The sequence below is a fragment of the Flavobacterium sp. UW10123 genome (assembly GCF_040538975.1).
Lineage (GTDB): Bacteria > Bacteroidota > Bacteroidia > Flavobacteriales > Flavobacteriaceae > Flavobacterium.
In genome coordinates this window covers 98,055-112,946 of sequence record NZ_JBEWQE010000003.1, presented here as the reverse complement: position 1 = coordinate 112,946, position 14,892 = coordinate 98,055, and the positions used below count along the sequence as shown (strand labels likewise).

Annotated in this window: 14 protein-coding genes; 9 read left to right on the top strand and 5 right to left on the bottom strand. The window is 32.5% G+C overall.

Going from position 1 to position 14,892, the window contains the following annotated elements; genetic code table 11:
- Positions 1-135 precede the first annotated feature (135 nt).
- On the bottom strand, positions 136-2,301 hold the full coding sequence (locus tag ABXT06_RS04840; RefSeq protein ID WP_354589723.1) for an endonuclease MutS2: 2,166 nt from the start codon (positions 2,299-2,301) through the stop codon (positions 136-138).
- A gap of 118 nt (positions 2,302-2,419) precedes the next feature.
- Between ABXT06_RS04840 and ABXT06_RS04835 the strand changes: the two genes are divergently transcribed.
- Positions 2,420-3,085 carry a uracil-DNA glycosylase gene (locus tag ABXT06_RS04835; RefSeq protein ID WP_354589722.1) on the top strand — a complete coding sequence of 222 codons (666 nt, stop codon included), beginning with the start codon at positions 2,420-2,422 and terminating at the stop codon, positions 3,083-3,085.
- 115 nt (positions 3,086-3,200) lie between these two features.
- On the opposite strand, the gene ABXT06_RS04830 is transcribed toward ABXT06_RS04835, so the two are convergent.
- The 4 genes from ABXT06_RS04830 to porX all read right to left on the bottom strand — a co-directional run bounded on the left by ABXT06_RS04830 (position 3,201) and on the right by porX (position 7,082).
- A complete protein-coding gene (locus ABXT06_RS04830) occupies positions 3,201-3,575 on the bottom strand; it encodes a DUF4258 domain-containing protein (RefSeq protein WP_354589721.1) in 375 nt (124 codons plus the stop codon).
- A gap of 37 nt (positions 3,576-3,612) precedes the next feature.
- Entirely contained in the window at positions 3,613-4,812 is a 1,200-nt protein-coding gene (locus tag ABXT06_RS04825; RefSeq protein WP_008464031.1) for an alanine dehydrogenase, read from the bottom strand.
- 130 nt (positions 4,813-4,942) lie between these two features.
- Positions 4,943-5,350 carry a tRNA (adenosine(37)-N6)-threonylcarbamoyltransferase complex ATPase subunit type 1 TsaE gene (tsaE, locus tag ABXT06_RS04820; protein ID WP_354589720.1) on the bottom strand — a complete coding sequence of 136 codons (408 nt, stop codon included), beginning with the start codon at positions 5,348-5,350 and terminating at the stop codon, positions 4,943-4,945.
- Between the two features lie 178 nt (positions 5,351-5,528).
- Entirely contained in the window at positions 5,529-7,082 is a 1,554-nt protein-coding gene (porX, locus tag ABXT06_RS04815) for a T9SS response regulator signal transducer PorX (RefSeq protein WP_354589719.1), read from the bottom strand.
- A 223-nt stretch (positions 7,083-7,305) separates the two neighbouring features.
- Here porX and ABXT06_RS04810 point away from each other — a divergent pair, with 223 nt between their 5' ends.
- From ABXT06_RS04810 to sucD, 8 genes are all read left to right on the top strand, one after another.
- On the top strand, positions 7,306-8,535 hold the full coding sequence (locus tag ABXT06_RS04810) for an HD domain-containing protein (RefSeq protein WP_354589718.1): 1,230 nt from the start codon (positions 7,306-7,308) through the stop codon (positions 8,533-8,535).
- Between the two features lie 39 nt (positions 8,536-8,574).
- Positions 8,575-9,618: a UDP-3-O-(3-hydroxymyristoyl)glucosamine N-acyltransferase gene (gene lpxD, locus ABXT06_RS04805; protein WP_354589717.1), complete on the top strand. Its 1,044-nt coding sequence runs from the start codon at positions 8,575-8,577 to the stop codon at positions 9,616-9,618.
- A complete protein-coding gene (locus ABXT06_RS04800) occupies positions 9,611-10,999 on the top strand; it encodes a bifunctional UDP-3-O-[3-hydroxymyristoyl] N-acetylglucosamine deacetylase/3-hydroxyacyl-ACP dehydratase (protein WP_111378211.1) in 1,389 nt (462 codons plus the stop codon). The genes lpxD and ABXT06_RS04800 overlap by 8 nt, the downstream gene beginning before the upstream one ends.
- A 74-nt stretch (positions 11,000-11,073) precedes the next feature.
- On the top strand, positions 11,074-11,859 hold the full coding sequence (lpxA, locus tag ABXT06_RS04795; RefSeq protein WP_091497682.1) for an acyl-ACP--UDP-N-acetylglucosamine O-acyltransferase: 786 nt from the start codon (positions 11,074-11,076) through the stop codon (positions 11,857-11,859).
- 92 nt (positions 11,860-11,951) lie between these two features.
- Complete coding sequence (efp, locus tag ABXT06_RS04790) at positions 11,952-12,518, top strand: elongation factor P (RefSeq protein ID WP_095929274.1); 567 nt, start codon at positions 11,952-11,954, stop codon at positions 12,516-12,518.
- A gap of 121 nt (positions 12,519-12,639) precedes the next feature.
- Positions 12,640-13,569 carry a UDP-3-O-(3-hydroxymyristoyl)glucosamine N-acyltransferase gene (locus ABXT06_RS04785; protein WP_354589716.1) on the top strand — a complete coding sequence of 310 codons (930 nt, stop codon included), beginning with the start codon at positions 12,640-12,642 and terminating at the stop codon, positions 13,567-13,569.
- Position 13,570: 1 nt separating this feature from the next.
- The gene (locus ABXT06_RS04780) at positions 13,571-13,933 is read left to right on the top strand and encodes a nuclear transport factor 2 family protein (RefSeq protein ID WP_354589715.1); all 363 of its coding nucleotides are present in this window, start codon (positions 13,571-13,573) and stop codon (positions 13,931-13,933) included.
- Positions 13,934-14,019: 86 nt separating this feature from the next.
- Positions 14,020-14,892: a succinate--CoA ligase subunit alpha gene (sucD, locus tag ABXT06_RS04775; RefSeq protein ID WP_057118027.1), complete on the top strand. Its 873-nt coding sequence runs from the start codon at positions 14,020-14,022 to the stop codon at positions 14,890-14,892.

Genomic DNA, 14,892 nt, shown 5'->3' with positions numbered 1-14,892 from the left:
AAAATGACCTTCATAAATTGTTTTAAATGGATTTTTTTAAATTATAAATCTACTTTTGTCTAAAATTAAAAATCGTCGTTTAAATCGCTTTATTTTTATTTTGTAAGTTTTTAGTGATGTTTCAATACTAAAAACTTATTTTTTTACAGCTTCTACCAATTCCAATTCATCTAAACTTACTTTCGAAGTAAAAATACCATAATTTACTGTCGCTTTATTTTTTTCGATTAAGTCTATACTTCCAACAGATCTTCCATCAAGCATTCTTACTCGATCACCAACTTTTAAAATTGGTTTTGGTTTTTCAACAACTGGTTTAAGTTTTTTCTCTTTTTTCTCTTGACGAATTTCTTCAACTTTTACCTGAACTTCGGCAATAATTTCTTTTTGTTTTTCAACTTTTGCTTTTACTTCTTTTGGAGTTGCTTTTTTTCGTTTAGAATTTTCAATCTCAACAATTTTCAAAAATTCACCAATCAGTTCTTTTTTGTTTTTGTTGTTAAAATACTTCTCTGCAATATCATCAATTTTTTGTCCTATGTAAATTATCTTTTGATTACTATCATATAATTCCTGATAACTTTCTAATTTTTGCTGAATTCTGGTATTGATGTTTTCCATCTTTTTACTTTCTTCACGGGCACGAGTTTCTTCTTCTTTTAAATTCAAAGAAGTCTTTTCCAACTTCGAACGCTCTTTTTGAAGAGTAGCAATTGTTTTGTCAAAACGAACTTTTCCAACTTCAATTTTCTTTTTCGCACGATTGATCAATCCAAACGGAATTCCATTTTTCTGAGCTACTTCAAAAGTAAACGAACTTCCTGCTTGTCCCAAAGCTAATTTGTACATTGGTTCAAGAGATTTTTCGTCGAACATCATATTCGCATTTGTGGCATATGGTAATTCGTTTGCCAAAATTTTTAAATTGGAATAATGTGTTGTGATAATTCCGAAAGCTTCACGATGATAAAATTCTTCCAAGAAAATTTCAGCCAAAGCTCCTCCTAATTCAGGATCAGAACCTGTACCAAATTCGTCAATTAAAAACATAGTTTTTCTATTACATTTCTTTAAAAAGTAATTCATGTTTTTTAAACGATATGAATAGGTACTTAAGTGATTTTCAATAGATTGATTATCTCCTATGTCAGTTAGAATTCTATCAAACAAGAAAGTTTCACTCCTTTCGTGAACCGGAATCAAAATTCCAGATTGTAACATTAGCTGTAATAATCCAACCGTTTTTAAGGAAATCGTTTTTCCTCCAGCATTTGGTCCCGAAATTACAATAATACGATTTTCTTGTTTTAGCTCAATTGTTTGCGGATGCGTGACTTCTTTTTTCTGTTTATTGTTTAAATACAAAATTGGATGATACGCTTCTCTAAAGAATAATCTTCTTTCTTCTGTAATTGTGGGAAGAATTCCGTTAATTCGATTTGCGTATTTAGCTTTACCCGCAACAACATCAATATCACTTAAAAAGTCTTGGTATTCAATTAATAAAGGAAGATATGGACGAATTACATTCGATAAATTTTTTAAAATTCTTGTAATTTCTTCTTTTTCTTCATATTCTAAATTGGCTAATTCTCGTGAATATTTCAAAGTAGCTTCAGGTTCGATGTAAGCAATGCTTCCAGTTTTAGAACTTCCTAAAATAGAACCTTTTACTTTACGACGATACATTGCTAAAACCGCTAAAACTCTACGGTTTTGTACGAAACTTTCTTTAATATCGTCCAAATAACCTAGACTGTTATACTGAGTCAAAGCTACACCAAAACTTTGGTTTACTTTTCCGCGAACCAGGTTCATATTTTGTCTGATTCCGGCTAAAGCAGGAGAGGCATTGTCCTTAATTTCTCCATATTTATCTACGATAGCATCAATTGCCGAGATAATATCTTTAGTTAATTCTACTCTTGAAGCCCTAGCATTTAAGTTTGGATAATAGTCGTCAAACTTTTTAAGGAAATTCAATAAGACATTTGTTGTAGCAGAAAGATTCGCGATTTTTCTAAAACTCCCTACTTCAAGAAAACTGTCTTCAATGGCTAGAAACTTAATTTCATGCGTTATGGCGTCAAATCCGTGATTCGGAATGGCGTTGTTATTTTGGAAAGAAGATACATACTCTGATGTCTGCATCAAAGCTTGCATTAATTCTTCTTTATCTCTAAAGGGTTTTATTTGTAAAGCCTTTTCTTTTCCAATATCAGTATTGCAACCATCAGAAATGGTTTCGAGTACGGTTGGAAATTGTAAGTCTTGTAATGTTTTTTCGGTAATACTGATCATTTAATTTCTTTATGAAAGCAAAGACAAAAGTACGAAAACATTATGATTGAAATCGAAATTTATATTCGCATAAATATGATTTGTAGTATTAATTTCTGAAATTCGCATAAAAAAAATTATGGACGTAAAAATGCATTCTTCTTGGAAGCCTGTTTTGAATGAAGAATTCGAAAAACCATATTTCAACGATTTAATAGAATTTGTAAAAACTGAATACGCGACAAAAGTTTGTTATCCAAAAGGAAATCAGATTTTTTCTGCATTTGATCATTGTCATTTTGATGAAGTAAAAGTTGTTATAATTGGACAAGATCCTTATCATGGACCTAATCAGGCAAATGGTTTGTGTTTTTCTGTAAATGACGGAATTACATTTCCGCCATCACTTCAAAATATATTTAAAGAAATTCAAGATGATTTTAATATTCCGATTCCAAATACAGGTAATTTAGAACGTTGGGCAGATCAAGGTGTTTTTCTTTTAAATGCTACTTTAACTGTAAGACAATCCGAAGCTGGAAGCCATCAGGGAAAAGGTTGGGAAAAGTTTACGGATGCAGTTATAAAACAGATTTCTGCTGAAAAAGAGAATGTTGTTTTTTTACTTTGGGGAGGATTTGCTCAAAAGAAAGCGGCTTTGATTGATGCGTCAAAACATCATATTTTAAAATCAGGACATCCTTCGCCCTTGAGTGCAAATAGAGGATTTTGGTTTGGAAATAAACATTTTAGTCAAACAAATAAATTCTTGAAGTCTAAAGGATTGAAAGAAATCGAATGGTGATTTTTTTAAGTTACAAAGTTACAAAGAGACAAAGAATAAAATGTGAGAAATATTGCTCGTTCCTCGAAATAACAAAAAAACCTTTGAATCTGTTAGAAACAAAGGTTTTTTTGTGTTATTTTTTTATGATTTCTTCTAAAACAGCTTTGTTTTCGTAATTAACCACTTTTAGAATAATTTCCTGATTCTTTACTGTTTTCCCTTCAATAATATAAAGTTTTCCTTTATTAAAAGGGACATTGCTTTGGTCAAAATCTACATCTCCGTAAGTTAAGGTGTTTTTGACATCTGCAGTGTCAACCCATTTTTCACTTAAAGTCTGAACTGCTTTTGGAGAATATTGGAATGGCTTTGTTCTAAGATTGTTTAAAACTCGAGCATTTGGAAAATAATTGCAACGAGTGTCTTTTCCAATAAAAAATCCTGATACAATAAAACATCCCATTACGAGACCAATCAAATAATATGCAAAGCGGTATGCGAACTTCATGAAATAATTTTTTTTGCAAAGGTACACTAAAGTTCCCTTAAAATACAAGTAAATTAATGTCGTTATCTGGAAGATCAAACCAGTCGCCAATAGCTTTATTGGTTAGAATTCCGTGATAAAGATAAATGCCATTTTTAAGGCCTTTGTTGCACCGAATTGCGCTTTCAATACCACCATCTTCGGCTATCTGATGTAGGTAAGGTGTTAAGATGTTACTGATTGATAATGAGGCAGTTTTGGAATAACGTGATGGGATATTAGGTACGCAATAGTGTAAAACGTTATTTTTTATGAATGTTGGCTTTTCGTGAGTTGTTACTTCAGATGTTTCAAAACAACCTCCAGTATCAATACTAACGTCAACAATTACAGCGCCTTTTTTCATATGTTCAACCATTGTTTCGTTAACTACAATCGGGCAACGTTCTTTACCGCGCATCGCACCAATTGCAACATCACAACGTCTTAAAGCTTTTAATAAACCTTTTTGCTGTATGGTTGAAGTGAAAATTCTTTGATTTAAATTGTTCTGTAAACGACGTAGTTTAGTAATAGAATTATCGAAAACTTTTACGTTTGCTCCTAATCCAATTGCTGTTTTTGCGGCAAATTCGCCCACAGTTCCAGCGCCCAGAATTACAACTTCAGTAGGAGGAACGCCTGTTATGTTTCCAAACAAAAGTCCTTTTCCGAATTCGTTAGTAATCATTAATTCCGCTGCAATTAAGATTGAAGCAGTTCCTGCAATTTCGCTTAAAGATTTTACTGCTGGATACGAACCGTCTTCATCTTTTATGTATTCAAAAGCTAAGGCAGTGATTTTCTTTTTTGCTAAGGCTTCGAAGTATTCTTTCTTTTTAGTTTTAAGCTGAATAGCCGAAATGATAACCGTTTCAGGATTAATCATTTCTATTTCAGTTAAAGTTGGCGGTTCTACTTTTAATAGAAACGGACAGCCAAAAACTCTCTTAGTATCTTTTGTAATTTCTGCACCAGCATCGGCGTATTCCTTGTCTGTATAACTCGAACTTTCTCCAGCGCCAGATTCTATCATAACGCGATGCCCTTCATAAGTTAAGGAAGCGACTGCATCAGGCGTAAGACAGATACGACGTTCTTGATAACTTGTTTCTTTAGGGATTCCTATAAAAAGTTCTCTTTTAAAACGACCAACCTCAAGTTTTTCTTCCTGCGGTATTAATTGTTGTTTTGTAAATGGAGTTAACGTGATTGACATGGATAGTGCAAAAAATTAAGAGTACAAATTACGTAAAAAGTTTTAAAATTAGTGTAAAAATTCTGCTAATACTCAAAGCGAAAAGTTAAGAAATATAATAACTCTCAATAATAAGTATTGATTGAATGTTTTAAACCAATTCTAATTCTCTTTTTCCGTCTGAAAGTAATTTGATGTTTATTGTAGAATGTTCTTCAGGAATTAAACTTGCAATTTTTTCAGACCATTCAATAAAACACCAGTTTCCAGAGTATAGATAATCGTCAACTCCCATATCTAGCGCTTCGGTTTCTTGTTTTATTCTGTAAAAGTCAAAATGATAGACTTTTTTTCCGTTTGGAATTTGATATTCGTTTACTAAAGAAAAAGTAGGGCTACTAGTTGCATCAGTAATTCCAAGACTTTTGCATAGTTGTTTGATAAAAGTAGTTTTTCCAACTCCCATTTCTCCATTAAAAAGGATAATTTTATTAGGATTTGAAGCTATAATCTGCTCTGCAACTTCTTGAATTTGATCTAATGAAAAAACGATGTTCATTGTTATTTAATTTTTGCCACGAATTTCGCAAATTTTCGCGAATTATTTTTTAATGCCACAGATTAAAAGATTAAAAAGGATTTTTTAATCAGTGATAATCTGTGAAATCTGTGGCAAAAATTATTTTTATTTAATTGTATTCACTGCTGAAAACTGAAAACCGCGACTGAAAACTTTTTTACTTCGGGTTAAATACCAAGAACGGAATAATCATTTCTTCTAATGAAATTCCCCCGTGCTGATACGTGTTTTTGTAATAACTTACATAATGATTATAATTGTTTACATAAGCCAAAAAGAAATCATTTTTGGCAAAAATAAACGAACTACTCATATTTATAGCTGGCAAACCAATTGTTTTGGGCTCTTTAACTACATAAACGTCTTTTTGTTCGTATGTTAAACTACGGCCAGTTTTGTAGCGCAAATTTAGGCTTGTGTTTTTATCTCCCACAACTTTCGACGGATTTTTCACATTAATTGTTCCGTGGTCTGTAGTTAAAATCAATTTGAAACCTAAAAGTTGGGCTTGCTGAATAATTTCTAATAAGGGAGAATTTTTAAACCAGCTTAGCGTTAAAGAACGGTATGCTTTATCGTCTGAAGCCAATTCTTTTACCACTTCCATTTCTGTTTTTGCGTGGGAAAGCATATCAACAAAGTTATAAACCACAGTTACTAAATCATTTCCTTTTAAAGCTTTAAAGTTTTCTGCTAACTTTTTTCCGCCTGAGTAGTTGGTGATTTTAAAATAATCTTCTTTAATATTCAAGCCTAAACGTTTTAGTTGAGCCGATAAAAATTCTGCTTCATAAAGGTTTTTTCCCCCGTCTTCTACATCATTTTTCCAATATTCGGGAAATTGCTTTTCCATTTCTAAAGGCATTAAACCAGAGAAAATCGAATTTCTAGCATATTGTGTAGCAGTTGGAAGAATAGAGTAGTAAGGAACTTCTTTTTCAAGTTTATAATAATTTGATATGACGCTTTCAAAAGATTTCCATTGGTCGTAACGAAGATTATCAATTACAACAAAAAGAATCGGTTTGTCTTTCTTTTTTATTTCTGGGACAACTAATTCCTTAAATAAAGTATTAGATTGTATAGGTTTATCTGCTTTTGGAGCAAACCAGTCTTCGTAATTTCTTTCGATAAATTTTCCGAATTGTGAGTTGGCTTCCACTTTTTGAGATTCTAGAATTTCAATCATCGCTGTGTCGTTGATGTCTTCCAGTTTTAGTTCCCAAAAAAGCAACTTTTTATACAATTCAATCCAATCTTCGTACGAATTAACCATTGCTAATTCCATCGAAATTTTTCTGAATTCTTTTTGATAATCTAAAGTTGTTTTTTCTGTGATTAATCTCGAATCATCCAGATTTTTCTTCAAACTCAACAGAATCTGATTCGGATTTACAGGTTTAATCAAATAATCAGCGATTTTAGAACCAATGGCTTCTTCCATAATATATTCTTCTTCGCTTTTTGTGATCATAATCATTGGGATGGCAGATTTTTTCTCTTTCATTTCAGAAAGTGTTTCTAATCCGCTCATTCCTGGCATGTTTTCGTCTAAAAAAACAATATCAAAATTATCTTCTTCAAATAACGCGATTGCATCGAGTCCGTTATTACAAGTTGTAACTTCATAATTCTTTTTTTCTAGAAATAATATGTGAGGCTTTAGAAGATCGATTTCATCATCGACCCAAAGTATTTTTATCTTATCCATAAATCAATTTAATTTTACTGCAATTTAAAGTTATAGAACTTAAAAAGTATTAAAAATAGTATAAAATTACCAAAGATGAAGCGTGATTTTATTTTTAAATTTAACATTTTTTAATGTATTTTATTGATAATCATTACAATTTCAATTGTGATTTTTAAATAAAAAACACCAAGCTCTTTATACTTATTTACTTATATTTGTTGACCTAAAAAATGACCACACTGTGACTCAGATCAATAAATTAAAAATATTCAACGATCCTATATATGGCTTCATTACGATTCCGAATGAGCTAGTTTACGACTTAATTCAGCATCCTTATTTTCAGCGTTTACGCCGTATTTCACAGATGGGGCTGTCATATTTGGTATATCCAGGAGCCAATCATACGCGTTTTCATCATGCATTAGGATGTATGCATTTGATGAAGAAGGCTATTGATACGCTTCGTTTTAAAGATGTTGTTATTTCTGAAGAAGAAGAAAATGCGCTATTGATAGCAATTTTACTTCATGATATAGGACACGGGCCGTTTTCGCATGCAATGGAAAAAAGTATTGTTGAAGATGTGCATCACGAAGCTATTTCGTTACTGTTTATGAATCAGTTGAATGAAGAATTTGATGGAAGATTAAGTTTGGCAATTCAGGTTTTTAAAGGAGAATATCATAGAAAATTCATGCTACAATTGATATCTAGTCAGTTGGATATGGATCGAATGGATTATTTAAAACGAGATAGTTTTTATACGGGTGTTGCAGAAGGAAACGTAAATTCTGAACGATTGATTCAGATGATGAACGTAGAAAACGATGTTTTGGTAATTGAAGAAAAAGGAATTTATTCAGTAGAAAAATTTCTGCTTTCTAGAAGATTGATGTACTGGCAAGCCTATTTGCATAAAACAAGTTTAGTAGCCGAATTAATTTTAATGAAGGTGCTGAAGAGAGCAAAAGAATTGACTTTAAAAGGAGTTAAATTGCCTTGCAGTGAACCTCTGATGTATTTCATGCAAAATAAGATTACGCTGGAAGATTTTGACGCGGAGAAATTGGATTTATTCTCTCAGTTAGACGATTTTGATATTATAAGTGCTCTAAAAGCTTGGCAGAAACATAATGATTTTATACTTTCTACTTTAAGCAAAATGATCATCAACAGAGATTTGTTGAAAATTAAGCTTAGTGCAGAAAAAATTCCGATGGAAGAATCTCAGTCTTTAAAAGAAGAGTTTGCTGAAGCACATCAAATTTCGGCTGTAGATGCTGGATACTTTATTTTTAGAGGTAAAATAAAAAATCAGGCATATAGTAAGGAAGCAGAACCTATTCGTATTTTGAAAAAAGATAAGACAATTGAAGATGTTGTTGAGGCTTCTGACCAGCTGAATTTGAAATCGTTATCTAAATTGGTAACAAAATATTATATCTGTTTTCCAAAACAACTTATATAAAATTAACATTTAAAATCTATTTTTTATATTTTTGTCGCGATGAAATTTACAGCAGAACAAATAGCAGGAATTTTAGAAGGAGAAGTTGTTGGGAATCCCAATGCAGAAGTTTCTAAGCTTTCTAAAATCGAAGAAGGAGAGGAAGGATCTCTTACTTTTTTGGCTAACCCAAAGTATATCAATTATATATATACCACAAAAGCGACAGTAACAATTGTTAATGATAGCTTTGTTCCAGAACAGGAAATTAGTACTACACTTATAAAGGTGGAAGATGCTTATGCGGCATTTTCTAAACTTTTACATTTTTATAATCAGGTAAAATTAAACAAAAACGGTATCGAGCCTCAGTCATTTATGTCTGAAGGAACTAAACATGGAGAGAATCTATATTTAGGCAGTTTTAGTTATGTTGGCCAAAATGTAGTTTTAGGTAATAATGTAAAAATTTATCCGAATAGTTTTATTGGCGATAATGTTGTTATTGGCGATAACGTGTTCATTTTTGCTGGTGCTAAAATTTATTCTGAAACTATAATTGGTAATAATTGCACGGTTCATTCTGGCGTGATTATAGGTGCAGATGGTTTTGGTTTTGCTCCAAATGAAAATGGAGAATATAGTAAAGTTCCTCAGATCGGAAATGTTATTATTGAAGATAATGTAGATATTGGTGCTAATACTACAATTGACAGAGCAACTCTAGGTTCTACGATAATTAGAAAAGGAGTTAAATTAGACAATCAAATTCAGATTGCCCATAATGTAGAAATAGGAAAAAATACAGTAATAGCGGCTCAAAGCGGTGTTGCGGGTTCTACAAAAATTGGCGAAAACTGTATGATTGGTGGACAGGTAGGTATTGCAGGTCATTTAATAATAGGAAATAATGTTAGGCTTCAAGCTCAATCGGGTGTAGCCAGAAACATTAAAGATGATGAAGTTTTGCAAGGGACACCATCACTTGGATATACGGATTTTAATAAATCATATGTTCATTTTAAGAATCTACCCAAAATTGTGGCCGAAGTTGAAGAATTAAAGAAACAAATAATAAACCCAAAAAATGGAAATAATGGTTAAACAGAAGACCATCAAAAATGAAATTTCGCTAACAGGAGTTGGTTTACACACTGGAAAAGAAGTTACAATGACTTTTAAACCTGCACCCGTTAATAATGGTTTCACTTTTGTAAGAGTAGATTTGCAAGGTCAACCAGTCATTGAGGCTGATGCTAATTATGTTGTTAATACTCAAAGAGGAACAAATCTTGAGAAACTTGGTGTTAAAATTCAGACACCAGAGCACGTATTGGCTGCAGTAGTTGGATGCGATTTGGATAATATTATTATTGAATTGAATGCCTCTGAACTTCCAATTATGGATGGTTCATCAAAATATTTTGTTGAAGCTATTGAAAAAGCTGGCATCGAAGAGCAAGACGCGCAACGTAATGTTTACGTAGTAAAAGAAGTAATTTCTTTTACAGATGAAGCAACAGGAAGCGAAATTCTTGTTATGCCAAGCGATGAGTATCAGGTCACAACAATGGTAGATTTTGGTACTAAAGTTTTAGGTACTCAAAATGCTACTCTTAAAAGTTTAGCAGATTTTAAATCTGAAATTGCAAGTTCTAGAACTTTTAGTTTCTTACACGAATTAGAGTCATTGTTAGAGCACGGACTTATTAAAGGTGGGGATTTAAACAATGCAATTGTTTATGTGGATAAAGAAATCTCTGAATCTACAATGGAGAATTTAAAGAAAGCATTTGGTAAAGACGAGATTTCTGTAAAACCAAACGGAGTTTTAGATAACCTTACTTTACATTATCCAAACGAAGCAGCAAGACACAAACTGCTTGATGTAATTGGAGATTTATCTTTAATTGGAGTTCGTATTCAAGGAAAAATTATTGCTAATAAACCAGGACACTTTGTAAATACTCAATTTGCAAAGAAATTGGCAAAAATCATCAAAATAGAGCAAAGAAATCATGTTCCTACATATGATTTACATCAAGAACCATTGATGGATATTCATAAGATCATGTCTATGCTGCCTCACAGACCACCATTCTTGTTGATTGACAGAATTATTGAAATGTCTGATCGTCATGTAGTAGGATTGAAAAATGTTACTATGAATGAGAATTTCTTTGTTGGTCACTTCCCAGAGGCTCCAGTTATGCCAGGTGTATTAATTGTAGAGGCAATGGCACAAACAGGAGGGATTTTAGTATTAAGCACTGTTCCAGATCCTGAAAATTATTTGACATATTTCATGAAAATTGATAATGTTAAATTTAAACACAAAGTATTGCCGGGTGATACTTTAATCTTTAAATGTGAGTTAATATCTCCTATCAGAAGAGGAATTTGTCATATGCAGGCAAACGCTTATGCAAATGGTAAATTAGTAACTGAAGCAGAATTGATGGCACAAATAGCAAGAAAACAATAATAAATTATCAAATTTATTGTTTAGGTTTGTTGCTTCAAATTAGAATATTTTAATTAAAAATATAAAACATACAGATGAATCAACCATTAGCATATGTTCATCCAGGCGCGAAAATCGCTAAAAACGTTGTAATAGAGCCATTTACAACAATTCACAATAATGTTGTTATTGGTGATGGTACTTGGATTGGTTCAAACGTGACCATTATGGAAGGTGCTCGAATTGGAAAAAATTGTAATATTTTTCCGGGAGCTGTAATTTCTGCAGTGCCACAAGATTTAAAATTTGGAGGTGAAGATTCTCTTGCGATTATTGGTGATAATTGTACAATTAGAGAATGTGTAACTATAAATAGAGGAACAATTGCTTCTGGTCAGACTGTAATTGGTAACAATTGTTTAGTAATGGCTTATGCACATATTGCACACGACTGTGAGATCGGAAACAATGCAATTATTGTAAACGGCGTTGCTTTAGCAGGTCACGTAGTAGTTGGTAATCATGCTGTTATTGGAGGCTTAGCTGCGATTCACCAATTTATCCATATTGGAGATCATGCTATGATTTCTGGAGGTTCTTTGGTTAGAAAAGACGTTCCTCCATTTACAAAAGCGGCAAAAGAACCTTTGTCTTATGTTGGAATTAATTCTGTAGGTTTAAGAAGAAGAGGATTTACAACTGAAAAAATTAGAGAAATTCAGGAAATTTATAGGATTTTATACCAAAAGAATTATAACACAACTCAAGCCTTAAGTATTATTGAGGCTGAAATGGAAGCGACTCCAGAAAGGGATGAAATTCTAGATTTTATTAGAAATTCTTCTCGAGGAATTATGAAAGGTTACTCAGGAAATTATTAAAAAATAAAGTTTAATTGTTTATTTGTTTAATCGTTAGTCGAAAAAAACAGTTAAACGATTAAACGGTTAAACAAAAAATAAAACAAATACAAATGGCATCTACATCAGATATTAGAAACGGATTGTGTATTAAATTTAATCACGATATCTATAAAATCATCGAATTTCTTCACGTAAAACCTGGAAAAGGCCCAGCTTTCGTGAGAACAAAATTGAAAAGTTTAACTTCTGGTAAAGTATTAGACAATACTTTTTCAGCAGGTCACAAGATTGACGTTATTCGTGTTGAAACACATACATTTCAATATTTATATCCAGAAGGTGATGAGTTTCACTTTATGAATGCTGAAACGTTTGAGCAAATTTCTTTGAATAAAAACATTTTGGACGCTCCAGATTTGTTAAAAGAAGGAACGAACGTAATGGTACAGATCAATACAGAAACAGATTTGCCATTATCAGTAGATATGCCAGCATCTGTAATTCTTGAAGTTACTTACGCTGAACCAGGTGTAAAAGGAAATACAGCTACAAACGCTACTAAAAATGCAACAGTAGAAACTGGTGCAAATATCAACGTTCCTTTGTTTATCAACGAAGGCGATAAAATTAAAATTGATACAGCTTCAGGATCTTACATGGAGCGTGTAAAAGAGTAGTTTTTTTAATTAAGATAATTTGACAATGAGTCAATTAGATGCTAAGTGAGTCGACATAATTTTGTATATTCACATTCTAATTGACTCATTTTCTAATTGACAGATTTTCTAATTATACTATATGAAATTTCCAAAGAGTCATTCTTTACAAGAAATTGCCAATTTGCTTAACTGCAAATTTATTGGAGACAAAGACTTTCAAGTCTTAGGTATGAACGAGATACACGTTGTGGAGCCTGGAGATATTGTTTTTGTTGACCACCCAAAATACTATGATAAAGCTTTACAATCGGCGGCGACCATTGTTTTGATAAACAAAGAAGTAGAATGCCCAGAGGGTAAAGCGCTTTTAATCTCAGACGACCCTTTTAGAGATTTTAATATTCTTACCAAACATTTTAAACCGTTTCAATTGGCAAATGTTGCTATCGCACCATCTGCAGAGATAGGAGAGGGAACTGTTATTCAGCCAAATACTTTTGTAGGTAATCATGTTAAAATTGGTAAAAACTGCCTAATTCATTCAAATGTTTCTATTTACGATCATACCATAATTGGAGATAACGTAATTATTCATGCAGGAACTATTTTAGGAGCCGATGCTTTTTACTATAAAAAACGTCCTGAAGGTTTTGATCAATTGGTTTCTGGAGGAAGAGTAGTTATTGAAGATAATGTTGGTATTGGTGCTTTGTGCACGATAGACAAAGGTGTTACTGGAGATACTACAATTGGAGCGGGAACAAAACTGGATAATCAAGTGCATGTAGGGCATGATACCGTAATAGGTAAGAAATGTTTAATTGCTTCTCAAACTGGTATTGCAGGTTGTGTGATTATCGAAGATGAAGTTACGATGTGGGGTCAAGTAGGAACTACAAGTGGCATTACAATTGGGGCAAAAGCAGTTGTAATGGGACAAACAGGCGTTACTAAATCAGTTGAGGGAGGAAAATCATATTTTGGTACTCCAATTGAAGAATCTAGAGAAAAATTGAAACAATTAGCCAATATCAAGAAGATTCCTGAAATTTTAAGTAAATTGAAGTAATATGTCTATTAAAGAATTTGTTCAGAAATTTTATAAGTCAGATGCATTAATTGATAGCGAAATTCTAAAAACATATCTGCATCCAGATGTTATGCTTGAATGGAACAGTAGCAAAGGTTTTATTCAAATGGATTATGATTCGATAATTGAAATGGCCAATGACCTTAGCCGTGCCTATGTGCGCTCTAAGGTTAGAATTAGCCATATTATTAGCGAAGATGATTTAGTATCAGTGCGTTATTCTCATTTTGTAAAAACAATAGAAAATCCGAGAGAAGAAATGCTTTTAGCACATTTTGCAACCATTTGGCAGATAAAAGATGATAAACTTTATAGAGGTTATCAAATGAGTCAATTTTCTTAATATTTTTTTGACAATAAAAGAGGCAAAATACATTACAAAACCTTATTTTTGCAACACAAATTTAAAAACTACATAAAATATATATCATGAGTGTTTTAGTTAATAAAGATTCCAAAATAATTGTTCAGGGATTTACAGGAAGCGAAGGTACTTTCCATGCTTCTCAAATGATTGAGTACGGTACTAATGTTGTTGGAGGTGTTACTCCAGGAAAAGGTGGTACTAGCCATTTAGATCGTCCAGTTTTTAACACAGTAAAAGACGCTGTTGATCAAGCTGGTGCTGATACTTCTATCATTTTTGTTCCGCCAGCTTTTGCTGCTGATGCAATTATGGAAGCTGCTGATGCTGGAATTAAAGTAATTATTGCTATTACAGAAGGAATTCCTGTAGCAGATATGATTAAAGCAAATAATTATGTTAAAGAAAGAAATTCTAGATTAATTGGACCAAACTGTCCAGGTGTAATTACTCCAGGTGAAGCTAAAGTTGGTATTATGCCAGGTTTCGTTTTCAAAAAAGGAACAGTTGGTATCGTTTCTAAATCTGGAACTTTAACTTACGAAGCTGCTGATCAAGTTGTAAAACAAGGTTTAGGCATCACAACTGCAATTGGTATTGGTGGAGATCCAATTATTGGAACTACAACTAAAGAAGCTGTTGAATTATTAATGAACGATCCAGAAACTGAAGCTATCATCATGATTGGTGAAATCGGTGGTCAACTTGAAGCAGACGCTGCAAGATGGGTAAAAGCTGATGGAAACCGTAAACCAGTTATTGGATTTATCGCTGGAGAAACTGCTCCTGCTGGTAGAACAATGGGTCACGCAGGTGCAATTGTTGGTGGTTCTGATGATACAGCTGCTGCTAAAAAACAAATCATGAGAGATAACGGAATTCACGTTGTTGATTCACCAGCTGAAATTGGTAAAAAAGTAAAAGAAGTACTTGGATAA

What these genes read in the sequence shown, in the direction of transcription:
- ABXT06_RS04835 (WP_354589722.1), top strand. Translation starts at nt 2,420, where the DNA reads ATGGACGTAAAAATGCATTCTTCTTGGAAGCCTGTTTTGAATGAAGAA.
- porX (WP_354589719.1), bottom strand. Translation starts at nt 7,082, where the DNA reads ATGGATAAGATAAAAATACTTTGGGTCGATGATGAAATCGATCTTCTA.
- ABXT06_RS04830 (WP_354589721.1), bottom strand. Translation starts at nt 3,575, where the DNA reads ATGAAGTTCGCATACCGCTTTGCATATTATTTGATTGGTCTCGTAATG.
- lpxD (WP_354589717.1), top strand. Translation starts at nt 8,575, where the DNA reads ATGAAATTTACAGCAGAACAAATAGCAGGAATTTTAGAAGGAGAAGTT.
- lpxA (WP_091497682.1), top strand. Translation starts at nt 11,074, where the DNA reads ATGAATCAACCATTAGCATATGTTCATCCAGGCGCGAAAATCGCTAAA.
- ABXT06_RS04825 (WP_008464031.1), bottom strand. Translation starts at nt 4,812, where the DNA reads ATGTCAATCACGTTAACTCCATTTACAAAACAACAATTAATACCGCAG.
- ABXT06_RS04785 (WP_354589716.1), top strand. Translation starts at nt 12,640, where the DNA reads ATGAAATTTCCAAAGAGTCATTCTTTACAAGAAATTGCCAATTTGCTT.
- ABXT06_RS04840 (WP_354589723.1), bottom strand. Translation starts at nt 2,301, where the DNA reads ATGATCAGTATTACCGAAAAAACATTACAAGACTTACAATTTCCAACC.
- sucD (WP_057118027.1), top strand. Translation starts at nt 14,020, where the DNA reads ATGAGTGTTTTAGTTAATAAAGATTCCAAAATAATTGTTCAGGGATTT.
- ABXT06_RS04800 (WP_111378211.1), top strand. Translation starts at nt 9,611, where the DNA reads ATGGTTAAACAGAAGACCATCAAAAATGAAATTTCGCTAACAGGAGTT.
- tsaE (WP_354589720.1), bottom strand. Translation starts at nt 5,350, where the DNA reads ATGAACATCGTTTTTTCATTAGATCAAATTCAAGAAGTTGCAGAGCAG.
- ABXT06_RS04780 (WP_354589715.1), top strand. Translation starts at nt 13,571, where the DNA reads ATGTCTATTAAAGAATTTGTTCAGAAATTTTATAAGTCAGATGCATTA.
- efp (WP_095929274.1), top strand. Translation starts at nt 11,952, where the DNA reads ATGGCATCTACATCAGATATTAGAAACGGATTGTGTATTAAATTTAAT.